General features: G+C 34.1%; 16 protein-coding genes and 1 pseudogene. 13 read left to right on the plus strand and 4 right to left on the minus strand.

All coding sequences use genetic code 11. The features are described 5' to 3' along the window. The first annotated feature begins 52 nt into the window (after positions 1-52). Together MT489_RS11700 and MT489_RS11705 are read left to right on the plus strand one after the other, a co-directional pair. The gene (locus tag MT489_RS11700; RefSeq protein ID WP_244681741.1) at positions 53-811 is read left to right on the plus strand and encodes a GH25 family lysozyme; all 759 of its coding nucleotides are present in this window, start codon (positions 53-55) and stop codon (positions 809-811) included. 258 nt (positions 812-1,069) lie between these two features. Next, the gene (locus MT489_RS11705; protein WP_244681742.1) at positions 1,070-1,954 is read left to right on the plus strand and encodes a CAP domain-containing protein; all 885 of its coding nucleotides are present in this window, start codon (positions 1,070-1,072) and stop codon (positions 1,952-1,954) included. Positions 1,955-2,042: 88 nt separating this feature from the next. Here MT489_RS11705 and MT489_RS11710 read toward each other — a convergent pair whose 3' ends face one another. From MT489_RS11710 to MT489_RS11720, 3 genes are all read right to left on the minus strand, one after another. Further along, positions 2,043-3,260: a hypothetical protein gene (locus tag MT489_RS11710; RefSeq protein ID WP_244681743.1), complete on the minus strand. Its 1,218-nt coding sequence runs from the start codon at positions 3,258-3,260 to the stop codon at positions 2,043-2,045. Further along, the gene (locus tag MT489_RS11715; protein WP_244681744.1) at positions 3,247-3,759 is read right to left on the minus strand and encodes an RNA polymerase sigma factor; all 513 of its coding nucleotides are present in this window, start codon (positions 3,757-3,759) and stop codon (positions 3,247-3,249) included. The genes MT489_RS11710 and MT489_RS11715 overlap by 14 nt, the downstream gene beginning before the upstream one ends. A 223-nt stretch (positions 3,760-3,982) precedes the next feature. Then, on the minus strand, positions 3,983-4,762 hold the full coding sequence (locus MT489_RS11720; RefSeq protein ID WP_244681745.1) for a hypothetical protein: 780 nt from the start codon (positions 4,760-4,762) through the stop codon (positions 3,983-3,985). Positions 4,763-5,045: 283 nt separating this feature from the next. Between MT489_RS11720 and MT489_RS11725 the strand changes: the two are divergent. The 3 genes and pseudogenes from MT489_RS11725 to MT489_RS11735 all read left to right on the plus strand — a co-directional run bounded on the left by MT489_RS11725 (position 5,046) and on the right by MT489_RS11735 (position 7,734). Beyond that, a pseudogene (locus MT489_RS11725) lies at positions 5,046-5,589 on the plus strand (GNAT family N-acetyltransferase). 645 nt (positions 5,590-6,234) lie between these two features. Then, positions 6,235-7,464, plus strand: a complete 1,230-nt coding sequence (gene sstT / locus MT489_RS11730) for a serine/threonine transporter SstT (RefSeq protein WP_244681746.1) — start codon at positions 6,235-6,237, stop codon at positions 7,462-7,464. A 66-nt stretch (positions 7,465-7,530) separates the two neighbouring features. Beyond that, positions 7,531-7,734 carry a hypothetical protein gene (locus MT489_RS11735; protein WP_244681747.1) on the plus strand — a complete coding sequence of 68 codons (204 nt, stop codon included), beginning with the start codon at positions 7,531-7,533 and terminating at the stop codon, positions 7,732-7,734. A 28-nt stretch (positions 7,735-7,762) separates the two neighbouring features. Here the strand turns inward: MT489_RS11735 and MT489_RS11740 are convergent, their stop codons facing one another. Then, complete coding sequence (locus MT489_RS11740; protein WP_244681748.1) at positions 7,763-8,674, minus strand: GNAT family N-acetyltransferase; 912 nt, start codon at positions 8,672-8,674, stop codon at positions 7,763-7,765. A gap of 383 nt (positions 8,675-9,057) precedes the next feature. Here MT489_RS11740 and MT489_RS11745 point away from each other — a divergent pair, with 383 nt between their 5' ends. The 8 genes from MT489_RS11745 to MT489_RS11780 all read left to right on the plus strand — a co-directional run bounded on the left by MT489_RS11745 (position 9,058) and on the right by MT489_RS11780 (position 15,484). Next, on the plus strand, positions 9,058-9,267 hold the full coding sequence (locus tag MT489_RS11745) for a hypothetical protein (protein ID WP_244681749.1): 210 nt from the start codon (positions 9,058-9,060) through the stop codon (positions 9,265-9,267). A 675-nt stretch (positions 9,268-9,942) separates the two neighbouring features. Beyond that, on the plus strand, positions 9,943-10,620 hold the full coding sequence (locus MT489_RS11750; RefSeq protein ID WP_244681750.1) for an SDR family NAD(P)-dependent oxidoreductase: 678 nt from the start codon (positions 9,943-9,945) through the stop codon (positions 10,618-10,620). 5 nt (positions 10,621-10,625) lie between these two features. Then, positions 10,626-11,084 (plus strand): GNAT family N-acetyltransferase, encoded by a 459-nt coding sequence (locus MT489_RS11755; RefSeq protein ID WP_244681878.1) that lies wholly within the window; start codon positions 10,626-10,628, stop codon positions 11,082-11,084. A gap of 153 nt (positions 11,085-11,237) precedes the next feature. Next, complete coding sequence (locus tag MT489_RS11760) at positions 11,238-12,098, plus strand: aminoglycoside phosphotransferase family protein (protein WP_244681751.1); 861 nt, start codon at positions 11,238-11,240, stop codon at positions 12,096-12,098. Between the two features lie 403 nt (positions 12,099-12,501). After that, the gene (locus MT489_RS11765; protein WP_244681752.1) at positions 12,502-12,909 is read left to right on the plus strand and encodes a DoxX family protein; all 408 of its coding nucleotides are present in this window, start codon (positions 12,502-12,504) and stop codon (positions 12,907-12,909) included. Positions 12,910-12,923: 14 nt separating this feature from the next. Continuing rightward, a complete protein-coding gene (locus tag MT489_RS11770) occupies positions 12,924-13,772 on the plus strand; it encodes a VOC family protein (protein ID WP_244681753.1) in 849 nt (282 codons plus the stop codon). Between the two features lie 17 nt (positions 13,773-13,789). Next, on the plus strand, positions 13,790-14,857 hold the full coding sequence (locus MT489_RS11775; protein WP_244681754.1) for an LLM class flavin-dependent oxidoreductase: 1,068 nt from the start codon (positions 13,790-13,792) through the stop codon (positions 14,855-14,857). Positions 14,858-14,887: 30 nt separating this feature from the next. Continuing rightward, on the plus strand, positions 14,888-15,484 hold the full coding sequence (locus tag MT489_RS11780; RefSeq protein WP_244681755.1) for an NADPH-dependent FMN reductase: 597 nt from the start codon (positions 14,888-14,890) through the stop codon (positions 15,482-15,484). Positions 15,485-15,863: the final 379 nt, after the last annotated feature.

Genomic DNA, 15,863 nt, shown 5'->3' on the forward strand with positions numbered 1-15,863 from the left:
TCAGTACCTTCTGAGAGGGGCTATATAAGATATATAGAAAGGAATGATTCACATGGGTACTTATAAAGGAATTGATGTTAGCCACTGGCAGGGGGAAATAGATTGGAAAAAGGTAAGAAATGATGGAATCGATTTTGTATTCATTAAAGCGACAGAAGGGGTTGGCTATACTGACCCGAAATTTAAGGAAAATGCAAAAAATGCGTTAGCTCAAAACTTTCCTAAAGGTGTAGGTGCGTATCATTTTTCACATATAACCTCCGAAAACGATGCAATTAATGAAGCAAAGCATTTTCTGGAAGTAACAAAAGCTTTTAACTTAAGTGGTCCTCTTGCATTAGATCTTGAAACAAATAGTGCTAATTTAAGTAAAAAGCAATTGACTAATGCAGCAAAAACGTTTTTAGATTATGTGGAAAAACAATCTGGTAAAAAGGTTGCTCTCTATGTCAATAAAAACTACCTTGAAAATTATATAAATAAAATAGACGTTCCAATATGGTTAGCATGGTATAAAGATGAAAGTAGGGGTCCAGGTATTCCTTGTTCTATTTGGCAATACACGGACAATGGTCGAGTGAATGGCATAAGTGAACCAGTAGATTTAAATATAGGGTATTCAGATCTGACAACGATACAGCCGGTACAACATAAAAAATCACAAAATACTGACGTTTATGTTGTAAAAAAGGGTGATACCTTAAGTGAGCTTGCTTTGAAATTTAATACGTCGGTAGCGAAGTTGCAGAAGCTTAACAATATTTCTAATCCAAATGTCATTTTTGTGGGACAGAAGTTAAAGGTAAATTAGAGAGCATTTTTTCAATAATTCTAATCTGCAACGACTTTTACGACACCTATTTGGGTGTCTTTTTTTATTTAAAGTCACATGAAACAATTCTATAACAGAATATTTATCTGAGCATCATTAGTCTTTAACTTTTTTGCAATAAAATTCATACAAATAACTGATTTTTACCAGTAATTTTTTTGAAAAAATAATCAAAAATAAAGATGTAAGAATATCGTTTCAAAGGAGGGATTTTAATTGATAAAGAAGAAAAGCAGTATGTTAATAACACCTATCATCATTCTTAGCCTTGTAGCATGTAGTAACAATGCAGATAATATTAACAATGATAATAACAAGGATCTTAACAAGGATCTTAACATTTCTAGTATGTCTACGTCGATGTCTAGTAAGGATTATCCTCACACACAAGCGCTTTTAACCCAAAGGGCGAAATACGAATTTATTCCGATAGAGCCTGGAGAAGAATATCAATTCCAAGTGGAAGTCCCTGATATTAATTATGGTCAAGTGCCAAATCAGTGGCAAGATCAACTGGGTTTTCCGCCGATGTCTCAGCAAGAACCACAATGGCAAGATAGACAAGCGGCTCCACCACCAAATTATCAACAGGCACCTACACAGCAGGAAAGACAAGGTGCTAAAGCACCAACACAGCAACCAACAACAGAACAGGCACCAGCACCAAAGCCTGCGCCAGCACCAACACCAGAAACAAAAGCAAAACCAGCACCAAAACAGCCAGAAAAAAAACAAACTACTGGTATCACTCAGTCAGCACAACAGGTGATTGATTTAACAAATGCAGAGCGAAGAAAACAAGGCTTGCCTGATTTACAAGCAGATACCCAATTAAGTGGTGTTGCCCAAAAAAAATCTGAAGATATGCAACAAAAACATTACTTCTCACATACGAGTCCAACCTACGGGTCTCCATTCGATATGATGAGAGACTTTGGTGTAACTTATAAAAGTGCGGGGGAAAACATCGCACAGGGACAACAAACTCCTCAAGAAGTAGTACAAGCATGGATGAATAGTGAAGGACACAGAAAAAATATTTTAAGTAAGGATTTTACCCATATCGGAGTTGGTTACGAACAGACTGGTAAACATTGGACTCAAATGTTTATTGGAAAGTGAAATTTCAAAATTAGCGGTAATTACAAAAGTGGGACAAGGCTTAAACCTTATCCCACTTCATAAATAATTATTGGGTGTAGCTTTTATTTTAAATCGTCCATCCATCATTCACGATTGCAACTAACTTCCATATACCATTTTGGTCTTTTTCAAATACGAGTATAATGCTTTCCCGGTCCATACCATCATTTTCTTGGGTACCTTCTAGAAAATATTCGACCGTTTTTGATTGAGGGAAGATATCTTTAATATTGTTCTTAATATTACCGCGTTCCTTTAAATCATCAACCAATACTAAGCCATCTTTTAAAAATTTTTCAGCAGAAAGGAATTTTGCGAAATATTCACTTGTTGTAAGCTCGATCGGATCCCCATTTCCGTCGTAATATCCCCACAAGTATTTGTTTTTGTTATTTAATAACTCACTAATTTCATCCTTTTGAAAAACGACAGATTCTTTGTTTACGAATACATAAGGTGAAAACAAAAGACCCTTCTCAGAATGGACATAATCCGATAGCTTCACCATATCTAATTTATCAATGTCTTCCATAATTTCTTGTGCAGTTTCCCTTACGATCTCTTTTTCATCAAGGTTCGTTATCTCCACTTTACTAATTAGCCAATTATCATCAACATATTTAAAGTGATACGTTACTAAGGCATGGCCATAGGTGAGGGTATCTTGTTCCTGTGTAACTATATAATGATCATCCTCTACTTTCGTAACAGTAAAGTCTTCGTCTAATAACCAAGCTGGACCAGTCTTTGGAATGATAAATACATTCCCGTCTTTCTCCGTAAAATAAGAGTCAACGATGGAAGCTGCAAATTCTTCTGTCAAAACTCCAGTAAAAGATTGTTGAATTTCAGCTTTAGAAGCAAAGGATGTGATTTTGTCATTATTTTCTTTAGCTTCTTCTGCTAAAGAATTAAATAATTGCTGGTATTGGGTCGTTAATTCCTTCGCTTTTTCGGCATTAAATTCAGTCGTGTTTTTTATAGGAGGATTTTGTGTTTTATCTGGACCCTGATTGGCCCCATGATTCTTAGTATCTGTATTGCCATTTAAAAAGTGCCCATCAATCATTGTAAAAGTGAAAAATATGACTAAGGAAAATGCGACTACACCAGCAAAACTAGCAAATAATTTTTTAATTATGTTTGCTTTCCTTTCCTTCTGTTCATAATGAATAACGGTTTTAATTAACTGTTTGTGAATATTATCTTGACTTGATTTATTCAACTGAAAGGATGGTAAGTCACGGAGCTGTTGTTCCATATCTTTTTGATTAGAGTTCGTCATTTAAATCCCCACCTTGTAGCTTTCTCAGTGACTTCAGTGCCCTGGAATAAGTACTTCTCACTTTCTCTTCTTTCCAATTAAGAATTTCGGAAGTTTCTGAAACCGTCATTTCCTTAATACCTCTTAGTAAAACCACTTCGCGGTAATTACTTTTTAACATTTGAATTGCATGATATAATGCTTTTTTTTCTTCATTTTGCAAAAAGATTTTTTCTGGTGAATCCTCATCAGCGGTGATCATTTGTTCGTCCAATGATAGATTTCTTTTTTTGTTTCTTTTTCTCGCATCATCAATGGCAACATTACGTGCAATACTGAATATCCAAGTTTTTGGACTAGATTCTCCTTTATATGATTTCAACCCCTTTATAACTTTAATAAAAACCTCTTGGACCAAATCTTCTACATCTGTAGACCCGGTATAATAAACTAGATAGTTGTAAACGTCATTGCTATATTGATGAAACCATTCGGATATAATTAAGCTACTTTTTGACATAACACCGTCCCCCGTCTTCGATTTCACTTATTAGACGAATTAGAATACTCCTTATGACACAGTTAATAAAAAATTCAATTAAAATGGACTTTTACATATGTAAAATCATATAAAATTGGTAATTTCAAAATTTCGCCTTATAAGCACACATACTACATCTTTTTTGTATATGAAGTTCGTCAATATATGTATTTTTCTAGGAATGCAAAGCAATCGATTATAATTACCCGGCTCTATATTTCGCTTGTATCGCTTCCAGTCGTTTTTTCTTTATAAGCATTTCTTCATCTAATTCAAAATTGATTAGTTTTTCTTCTTTGCCGAACCAATCTGGCAGTGATTCGGTACGAATCGGCTTTCGAAAGGATGTCTTATTTCTTCTGGCATGCGCTCCGTTTGTAATCAATACTTTATATGCGTATTTCCACGCGTAAATAGACTTTTCCTCTGTTTGTTGAATGGCATCCATGATTTGGGACAATGAAAAGGACTGGCATGCTTCTATCAATTCTTTCTTTTGATATTCTTTGAGCGGGAAGAAGTGCAATTCGTTTAACCTTTTTTCTATTTCTTTATATTTTTGCTCTTCCTCAGGAGACAGGTTCTGTTTGTTAGTAGGATTGGTTTCAGATTGTGTAGACTGTTCAGCAATGTTTTCTAGGTTCTTTGTACTTTTTAGGATAAAACCCTTGTTTTTAGAGCTACAAATACAGTACCAATTAGTTCTGTCATAACGATGTTTGCCGTGTTGTTCAATTTTAATAAATCCCATTTTTTGTAGTGAGGTAAAGATTCTTTTGATTGTAGAAGTAGACCAAAAAGGAAAAATCTCTTGCCATTGTTCATATGTCAACGAAACCCAACAATCTCCATCCATTAAGATTCCATTTTCATGAATACATGTAGCTAGTTGTTGAAAAACAATACTCTCATTTAATCCAATTTTTAAAGCTAGGTTCGGTGATAATTCTAATCTATCATTTTTGTTCATTCGATTTGTCAATTTTATCCCTCCACTCTCTATATAGAGAAGAGGAGATCAAAAGGACACCCTTTAAAAAAATTATTTATATTATGTTTTATTAAGCTTTTTAAAAATCAAAATACATAAAGAAGAGGCCAAGTTGGATAATACGAGGAATCAACTAAAACTTTCATGTCCTAGTCAGATTGAGAGGAGGAACAAAGCAAATCAACTAGACTATTATTCTTCATATTTTTCAATGGTAATTAGATTTAAGTTCAAGAAGTTGGTAAAATAGTTTTCATGTTGCGGAGGGAATAAAATGTTTCTACATAAAATTGATGAAGAATTATCTTTAAAGCTTATTGATTTAAGGGACAGTGAGAAATTATTTGAATTAATCATTCAATCGAGAGACTATCTGCGTGAATGGCTTCCATGGCTAGATACGACAACTAAAAAGGAGGATACTGAAGATTTTATAAAAATGTGTTTAAGAGGTTTTCGCTGAAAATAAAAGTCTGACTGCTGTTATATTGTTTAAGGGAAATATCGTTGGAGTTGCAAGCTTTAATAGTATTAATTGGGCAAACAAAACAGCATATATTGGCTATTGGCTTGTAGAAGAGTATCAGGGAAATGGCATTATGACGAAGGTGGCTAGAGCATTAACTGATTATGCTTTTACCGAATTAAAATTGAATAAAGTGGAAATTAGGGCTGCTGTTGAGAATAAAAAGAGTAGAAGTATTCCAGAAAGACTAGGTTTCGTAAATGAAGGCTGTATTAGAAATGCAGAGTGGTTATATGACCATTATGTTGACCATGTTATTTATGGAATACTAGCGGATGAATGGAATGGATAGAAATGCATAAAAAAATGTTATACATAGATTAGATGTTTGTAGATCAAGTGGTTATTAACTGAAAAATAGTAGATTTTCCTTTATCTCAATTTAAGGGACTCGAACATTTAGAAATAATTAATTGTTTGTCTTGTAAATGAAAAAGATTTCATATTAATTTTGATACAAAAGGTTATAAAAGGATTAAAAAATTTCTAAGGTAATATTAGAAAATATAATCAAAGTAAGCAGTGTTATTTAAACGCTGTTTTTTTAATTACTTATAAAAGTTTTAGTTCAATTTGCAACGCTTCCTTTCATACTGATTGTGGTGATTTTTAAATAATAAACTTCAGCAATTAGTTTACTGAAAACTTTCACCTGTCTTTAATATCTATTTAAATTCCATTTTATTTAATAATTCCCATTAATAATAATAGTATTGTAATATAACAAAAAGTACGTATAATTTTACTTACAAGAAAGCAATTATCTTTTTTGTTTAGAAAAATCAATTAGAGAAAATGTAATTGAAACCGCTTTAATATTTAGGTGAATTTTTGAAGATCTCTAGCATTATAGTTAATACCATCTTCCATTTAAAATCATCTAAATGAACAGTTCGATTTTATCTAAAACAGATTATAACAAGTAGGGGGAGCATCTATGAAAAATCTACTGAAAAAGTGGAATCGCTTGAGTCTAGTAAAACAAATCATTGTAGGTCTGATTATTGGTATTATCCTTGCATTAACAATTCCTGAAGTAGCAAAACCTGTTGTCATTTTAGGTTCTTTATTTGTAGGTGCTTTGAAAGCAATTGCGCCTGTGTTGGTACTCTTCTTGGTTATGTCGGCCATCGCCCAACATAAAAATGGTCAAAAAACGAATATGAAATCTGTTATCACTTTATATCTAATAGGAACCTTTTTAGCTGGATTAATCGCTGTAATTGTAAGTTTTATTTTTCCAGTAGATCTAACACTTACAAAAGGTGCGGAGGGCGTGAATCCTCCTAAAGATGTTGTTGAGGTACTTAAAAAATTATTGCTGGACGTTGTTGATAACCCAGTTAAGGCAATTTTTAATGCAAACTATATCGGTATTTTATCTTGGGCAGTACTTCTTGGTTTGGCTTTAAAAAATGCAGCTGATTCAACAAAAACAATGATTTCTAATTTTTCTGATGCTATTTCCAAGTTAGTAACATGGGTAATTAAGTTAGCACCATTAGGAATCATGGGTCTAGTTTTTGAGTCAATTACGACAAGTGGACTCGGCGCTTTACTCGGCTATGGTAAATTACTTGTTATATTAATTGGGTGTATGCTCTTTGTGGCGTTGGTTGTTAATCCATTCATTGTGTTTGTAATGATTAAGCAAAACCCTTTCCCTCTTGTTTTTAAGTGCTTAAAGGAAAGCGGTATTACAGCATTCTTTACTCGTAGCTCAGCTTCAAACATTCCAGTAAATATGAAATTATGTGAGAATCTTGGTTTAAATAAGGATAGTTATTCAGTTTCCATTCCATTAGGTGCAACGATTAATATGGCTGGAGCTGCTGTTACTATTTCTGTTTTAACTCTTGCAGCTGTTCATACTCTAGGAATACCAGTGGACTTGCCTACAGCAATCATTCTTAGCGTATTGTCAGCAGTATGTGCTTGTGGTGCTTCTGGGGTTGCAGGAGGATCGTTATTACTAATCCCTCTAGCTTGTAGCTTATTTGGAATCTCGCCTGATGTTGCTGCGCAAGTAGTTGGAGTAGGCTTTATTATAGCTGTTTTACAAGACTCTTTTGAAACGGCACTTAACTCTTCTACAGATGTACTTTTCACAGCAGCTGCTGAATATAAAGAGTGGCGTAAAGAAGGGAAAAAAATAGAGATCAACTAAATTGGATAGATAAGTAATTCTCTTGAACTGTACTTCCATTATTAGATTGGAGGTACAGTTTTTTTTATGGAAAAGTTAAACACAGTAGTTACTAAAGAAATATTTTTAATGGGATTTTTACTAATGTTAGATGATATACATTTAAAAGCTATTGAATTACTACTAGATGGGAATAAATCCATAACCTCGATTGCTGAGCTTACTAAACATTTAGGCTCTATCATGAAAAAACACGCAAATCCCTATTCCGGATATGCGCTCGATTGTTGAAATTTCCTGCTTAATCTAACTATCCCTATTAAGGCAAACTATTGATCTCTTTTCTTAGTTTGTAATAGTCCATCGTAGAAACTACCTCAAAACCACAGGATTTATAGAGGTTCAATGCACTCTTGTTTTTCACAGAAACTTGCAGCATTACTTCATTCACTTGCTTTGCCCTTAGCAGCTGCACCGATTTAATTAATATCTCCTTGCCGTACCCATTCCCTCTATATTCTGGAAGAACTCCCAACCCGTAAATACCACCTATACCATCATGTACTTCCAAATGAACCTTCCCTATGATTGTGTTATTAAATTCAGCAATATAAATATCTACACCGCGGTTTGCTTCTTCCTCCGGGAGAATTAAACCCACTTTCTTGGGGTCTATATCAAAATAGACAGCATTTTGTCTTGCAATTTCTTTTGCATCTTTATTGATCGCTTTCCTAAGTCTCAATTCGTTTAAATCTGAGCCTCTTCTTAGATCACCTTTTAAAAACATATCATATTCCGAGTTATCATAATAAGCGCCCGTACGCTTTATAAATTCAAGACCGGGTAGGGAATTATTATCACTCAGTAAATACATATCCTGTGATTTTCTTTTATACCACTCATCCTTCACTAATGAGAATAACCTACTAAAGATCCCCAACCTCCTATATTCGGGATGAACCATACCGTTAACTTCCAACGTTTCTCCACCAAATTGACATATGCCTATATATCCAATAAGTGTACCTTCATCATAGAACATAAATTCATTGATCTTATTAAGATCTTCACTTTTATCTAGAGGTTTACTTAGTTTATAATCAAGCTCTAGCTTTAGTGCTACATTATCCTTTTCCACACAGTATTTCATGAGGCTTTTTATATCTACATACTCTTGGTAATCCAAGTGCCTTTTTAATTTTATACTTGGGTTTTTTATCCGCTCCATGCCTTTAGCTTCCTCCTATTCAACCTTTCTTTTACTTTCCATTAACCCCGATAATCCCGTACCCTTCTGGTGCAGGGATACCATTCTCCGCTGAACGACTGACTGATTCATATCAATTGTTGTGCATCGGAATATTCGTAATGGGTATGAAGGTAAACAGTAGTATTTATACCAAATTATAACATCCTCTAACTGAAAAGCATTACGTAATTAAATAATTAACGTCAAGAATAATAGGAAACAATCGTTTTAGTCATTTTGACAAAAGTCTTATCAAGGTCCATTAAAGTAGCAACTTATTTACTATTGATTTTTCATACATTTTCTTTATGCTGTTTTTTAAACAGCATAATATATATTGGAAATAAGCTATATAGGAGGTGATGAGAATTAAAAAAATCTTAAAGATTACAGGAATTGTTATTTTATTACTGATCATTGGATATTTTTCTTATTTTGCTATTAATGTGGCTATAGGAAAATCAAAGTTGGAAGGAGCATGGAGGCTGCTTCAGCGAATGAGGGATGTTTTCAAAGTATTAAATTTCGAGATGGGTACTCAAATTTTAGACCCATTACACTTGAAGAAGTGAAAGAAGATGAAGTTACAACCATTAGAGTTTGGATGGGTAGCCACAAAATAAAAGGCGATAAAATTCATATAGAGTTTATGAATTTCGAAGAGGATCCTTTAGAGATTAAGTTTAATAGGAAAGATACCGAATTAAATCTTCAGTATCATTGGAAGGGGAACGACCATAACTGTAATTACCGACTTAAGGGCAATTAAAGTATTACTAGGACGACAAGTGTGTTTCATATTTAACCATTTTCATGCTTTTAAAAAATCCAATTTTCGGATTCCACCACATGGTATCCAAAGTGACACTGAGGGATGTCCGAAAATAAAGATCTAACTCATTTAAACACCAAACTTCTAGATTCTTATTATTTTGTTATCCCACAAATAGAACGTGACCTACACAACATAATCTCATATATGAACAATCATTAGTGACTTAGCTTACCCCTCTCAAGTACTTATGGTTGTGCATTTAATTCGATAGAGATTATGTTTAAGTCACGGTGAGTTGTAAGAGCCAAGAAGAAGGCGGTCACAAACTAATGTGATGGTCTTTTTTCTTTGACTAAGGATTTCTGTTCGTAAATAAAGAAATAGTTAACTGAAGGAATTATTTATAAGTTTAAAGAATATAACTATATACTTTTTCGGAAAAAATTTATTGCATAAAATGGGGCTGGTAGAAGTGAATTATTTTATTTTGACGGGTGCATCAAGAGGTATTGGAGAAGCTATTTGTAAAAAACTGTTAGCGAATAATAACCATTTACTATGTGTTTCTAGAAAAAAGAATAATGAACTAATTTCACTTGCAAATTCAAAGAAACACAAATTGGATTACTTCGAATTCGATTTAAACAATACATATGAAATAGAAGAACTAATGAAAAATATTTTTGAGAAAATCGATTCTTCTGTTATTGAATCTTTATATCTCATTAACAATGCTGGTGTTTACTTTACTCAAAATATAGAGGGAACAGAGCCAGACTCTATTATAAAAATGATGAATGTAAATTTAATTTCTCCAATGATTTTAACGTCTAATTTTATAAAACAATCTGAACAATACGATATAGAAAAAAGAATTTTAAATGTTTCTTCTGGTGCATCGTTCAATTTATCCTCTGGTGGAAGTTGTTATTCGACATCAAAAGCAGGACTTGAAACTTTTACAAAAAGCATTGGAATAGAGAAAAGTAATGTTAAGATCATGGCAATTAGACCAGGAATGGTTGATACATATATGCACAGAAATACGGTAAATAAAAAAATCTTAAAAACACCTGAGTATGCAGCTGATAGGATACTTACCTTTTTATTTGAAAGATTTGAACATGGGAAAGCAGTAAAAGCTTGGTAATAGCAGTGAACCCACATAAAATTATCATTACAAAATATCATCCCAAATACGTAGAACAAACAGTGAAAATGTGGCGAGATAGTAAGGAACAGGCTATTGGTCAGAAAGAAATTCATAGCGTCGACAATCACATATATTTTTTGAATCATATATTAACCAAAGATTTTCAAATAGATTTAGCATTACTGGATGGGAATGTAGTTGGGATGATTGCCTACAATAAAATAGAAATCAGCCAACTTTACATTCATATCAATTATCAAGGAATGGGTATAGGTCAAAGTTTATTGGATAGGGCAAAAGAACAATCAAGTGGGAGATTAACGTTATTTACATTTGAAGTAAATGTAAATGCACAACGATTTTATCAAAAGCATGGGTTTAAAATCATTGGTAGAGGACATGAAAATGAAGAAGATTTACCTGACATTAAGTATGAATGGATATCTTCGGAAGGAATTTGAATAGGTAAAGTTGAAGAACAAACAAGATAAAACTTAATTAACGTCATATTTATGCTTGCGTACGTTCAGAGTGTAATTTCTATGGTAAAGATAGCAGAATGTGATGGATCTATACATACCAATCAAAATAAGTTTGTGAAAGGAAAATGTCTATTGAGTACACCTTTAAGTGTAATAAATTGGATAGAAAAAAGTGATATTCTAGATGGTTTAATTGTTCAGGAACACAATTTAACCTTACAGCCAATGAATCAAGGTTATGAAGCAGAAGTAATAAAAATAGAATCAGATAATGAGAGTTTTGTACTGAAAGTATGGAATAAGAGCTCCAAACCTGATATAAGTTTTCAATTCCGTTTATTGAACGTCCTTTTTGAAAGAGGATTATCAGTATCTAAGCCAGTTGGTTGGGGGATAAATCAAAACTCACACAAGGTATTGTTGACAACTTTTAATGGAGGACCTGTCCTTAAAGTAAATAATAAGAAAATGATTGATTTTGCAAAAATATTATCATCTTTACATCAAACTAACATTGAAGAGATAGGAACGATTGAACTTCCAAAGTATGATTTCGCAGACTACTTTTTTCCTGAAATAAACAAGCATCCTGACATATATAATGCAGTAATTTCATTGGTTCATCATATCGAAATAATGCAGGAATGTATTATTCATGGTGATTTTCATCTTGCCAATATTTTGGAAGAGAATGACCGATATACTGTTATAGATTGGACGAATGGACAATTAGGTGATTCAAGATATGATTTTGCTTGGTCACTTACTTTGAAAAGAATTTACACCTCGGAACGGCTTGCCCAAGTGTTCCGTTCCACGTATCTATTAAAAAATGACATTCCAAACGAAGACTTAGAAGTTTTCGAATCATTGGCTTGCCTAAGATGGATTTTGCTGAGCAGAAGCGGTGGTACACCTATATGGCCAAATACGATTAAACGGGTAAAAAGTTTAATTGGAACTAATCCTTTCTTACAAGGAGTAGATATTTAAAGCTAAAAGGTAGCTTGTTTCAAAAGTAATATCTAATACAAAGAAATGAAGTTTGTTATTGTTCCCTCAAATAGAGTTATTTGAGGGATTTATTTATTATCAGGTCAAAACTACTTCGACAATTAAAAAGTAATTCAATTTCAAATTACTTTTGGTGTTTACTTTATTACGAGGTGATAACTATCCTTTATACAAAATCTGCTGGCCAATTAAAAAGAAACTGGTCACATCCACTATTGAAAAGGTTAATATTTCTAATTTTCGCTACCGTACAGTAAAAAAATAACTGGAAAACAATTATTTAACAACACTTTTAAAATTAAGTTACTTGACGTAATTATGACACTTATATATACTTACTTACATAAAGTAAGTTAATTATTTTTAAAGGAGCAAAAAAATTATGAAAAACAATGAGTTTGGCAAGGTTGTATTGCGTTTAGCATTAGGTATTATTTTCTTCATTCATGGGTTAGCAAAGTTTCAAGGTGGAATTACAAATACCGTCGGATTCTTTGATAGCATTGGAATTCCAGGATTCTTGGCTTATGTCGTTGCATTGATCGAATTAATTGGCGGCGCTGCATTGATACTGGGTCTAGGGACTCGACTTGTATCAATATTACTTGCGGTTATCATGTTAGGTGCCATATTTACGGTCAAATTTTCGGTAGGATTTCTTGGAAATCGAGAAATGGCAGGATATGAACTCGATCTAATCTTACTTGCTGCATCTATATACTTTGTCTTGGCGAAGCAATCAGAATTATCGTTGGATTACAAGTTATTTCGTTCAAATAAGACTAGTTGATAAGGAGGGATAAAATGACATTTCATAATAAGCCGACTACTTTTGTAGGTCATGTAACAATTAAAGTGGAAGACTTGGAGCGTTCTCTTCAATTTTATCAAGAAGTAATTGGTTTTAAAGTTTTAGAACAAACGAATTCATCTGCTAAGTTAACGACTGATGGAAAAACTAGTATCTTGTCTTTAGAAAAGCCAGATAATGTGATTCCTAAACAAGCAAGAACAACAGGGTTATATCATTTTGCGATTCTTTTACCGCATCGTTCGGATTTAGCGAATATAGTCTTACATTTTATTGAAAATAGTGTTCGAATCGGGTCATCCGATCATCTTGTCAGTGAAGCTCTTTATTTATCTGACCCGGACGGGAATGGGATTGAAATTTATATCGACCGTGATCCCTCCGATTGGGAATGGAGTAACGGGGAAGTAGCAATGGCAGTGGATCCTTTGAATTTTCCAGATTTGCTATCGAGCGGAAAACAAGGATCGTGGAATGGACTACCTGCTGATACGGTAATGGGACATATCCATTTACATGTTTCGGAATTAGTTAAGACAGAAGAATTTTATACAAAAGGACTTGGTTTTGAAGTAGTAAACCGTTTTGGAGATCAGGCACTTTTTATTTCTTCTAATAAATATCATCATCATATTGGGCTGAATACATGGAACGGTATAGGGGCACCACAACCACCAAAAAACGGTGTTGGGATTGAGTCGTTTACATTAATTTACTCAGATGAAGAAACACGTAATAAGGTTGCAGCCAATTTGAAGCAAATGGGTGCAATTTTAAAGGAAGAAAACGATGTTTTTATCACTTATGATCCTTCTGGTAATGCGATTAAATTGATGTTTTAACTGGAATGAGGTGTGATATGGAATCGCGAAAAGAGTTAAAACAAAATGGTTTTGAAATTGGGCTCTACACGCTGGCAGATATTGGTCCTAATCCTCATACAGGAACAACAATTAGTGCCAGTCAGCGTGTTAAGGAGATCATTCAAGCAGCAAAGCTAGCTGATGAGGCAGGGCTTGATATCTTCGGAGTTGGGGAGCATCACCGGTTAGACTATGCGGTGTCTTCTCCTCAAGTTGTTTTAGCAGCAATTGCTCAAGCAACAAAACGAATTAAATTGACGAGTGCCACTACCGTGTTAAGTACAGTTGATCCAGTTCGTTTATTTGAGGACTTTTCTACCTTAGATTTGATTTCGGATGGACGTGCTGAAATCATAGCAGGTCGGGGAGCGTTTTTGGAATCCTTTCCTCTTTTTGGATTCGATATCCATGACTATGATGCATTATTTATAGAAAATATGGAGCTTTTTTTAAAAATAAATGAGACGGAGCGAATTTCATGGTCTGGTCGCTTTCGCTCACCATTAAAGAATGCTGAAATCGCTCCTCGTCCCTTACAAGATAAGTTGCCAATCTGGGTTGGTGTTGGCGGTACTCCTGAAAGTGCAGCTCGTGCCGGCAGATTAGGGGTTGGAATGGCGATGGTCATTCTCGGTGGAAATCCAAGACGGTTTAAGCCTTTGGTTGACCTTTACCGTAAAGCTGGTATGGAATCTGGACATCAGGAGCAACTAAACGTAAGCGTAACGGGGCATGGGTATATTGCAGAAACAACCCAACAGGCAAAGGATGAATTTTACCCTTTTTATGCCAATTACTGGACTTACGTAAACCGCCAGCGCGGAATGAATTTTAACATGACACGTGAAGACTTTGAGGAAATGACGAGTCCAGAGACAGCCTTGTTTGTTGGAAGTCCTCAGCAAATCATTGAAAAAATTCTTTATCAATATGAGCTATTTGGACATAGACGCTTCATGGCTCAGATGGACATAGGAGGAATCCCGTTTAAGAATGTGGCAAAGACAATTGAGCTTTTAGCCACTGAAGTAGCTCCTGTTGTTCGAAAAGAGATTAGTAAATAAGTATCAATAAAATTAATAGGTAGGTGCAACATGGGATTTTTACAAAAACTATTTAGAAAACAACAAAATCAAGAAGATACAGTAAACGAAAAATTGAACATAGGTATTATTTTAGGAAGTACACGCCAAGGTCGCGTAAGCCCACAAGTAGGTAATTGGGTGAAAGACATTGCGGATAAACGTGGAGATGCCAATTATGAAATCGTCGATATCGCTACGTTTAATTTACCATTCTTAGGGACAAGCGATGGTACAGAACCGGGAATAGCTGAATGGAATGAGAAATTAGCGAATTTGGATGGATTCGTATTCATCGTTCAAGAATATAACCATAGTATTACTGGAGCTTTAAAAAATGCCCTTGATTTCGCGCGTGAAGCTTGGAACGACAAAGCAGCAGGGTTTGTAAGCTATGGTTCTACAGGCGGTGCCCGTGCAGTGGAACATTTGCGGGGAATATGTGGTGAGCTTAAAATTGCAGACGTTCGTACACATCCAACCTTGTCATTATTTCTAGATTTTGAAAATGGAACTGACTTCAAACCTCGTGATATGCATCTAGACAATGTTAATGAAATGCTTAGCGACGTTGTGGCTTGGGGAAGTGCATTTAAAAAAATCAGATAAAGCCAATAAAAGAGTAAGTACCTAGATGATTTCTAAGAGTTCCAATTAATTGATAAACAATATGATGAAACACATGGAAATAATTTAACATCATGAAAGCCGATATACCTAGATTCATAGGATATCGGCTTTTTTTTATCGAAGTTTAAATTTGTACATTTTAAAATGTAAGAATTTGTTCTTGCTTCACTTAGTCATCTTACGCAGATTATAAAAATTCTGTTTAGGGGATTTAATTTTGCTAAGAAATAATAGATTGAACTTTGTGGATATTTTATAAGAAGGTATTGCCCGTCTAGTGCAAGCAACCTGCTAGGCAGTACAAATAACATTAAGGACTTAGAGAAATTTCCTACTGACCAACCAAATAATTCACAAG

It is taken from the genome of Lederbergia wuyishanensis, from assembly GCF_022900255.1.
GTDB classification, from domain to species: Bacteria; Bacillota; Bacilli; order Bacillales; family Bacillaceae_C; genus Lederbergia; species Lederbergia wuyishanensis.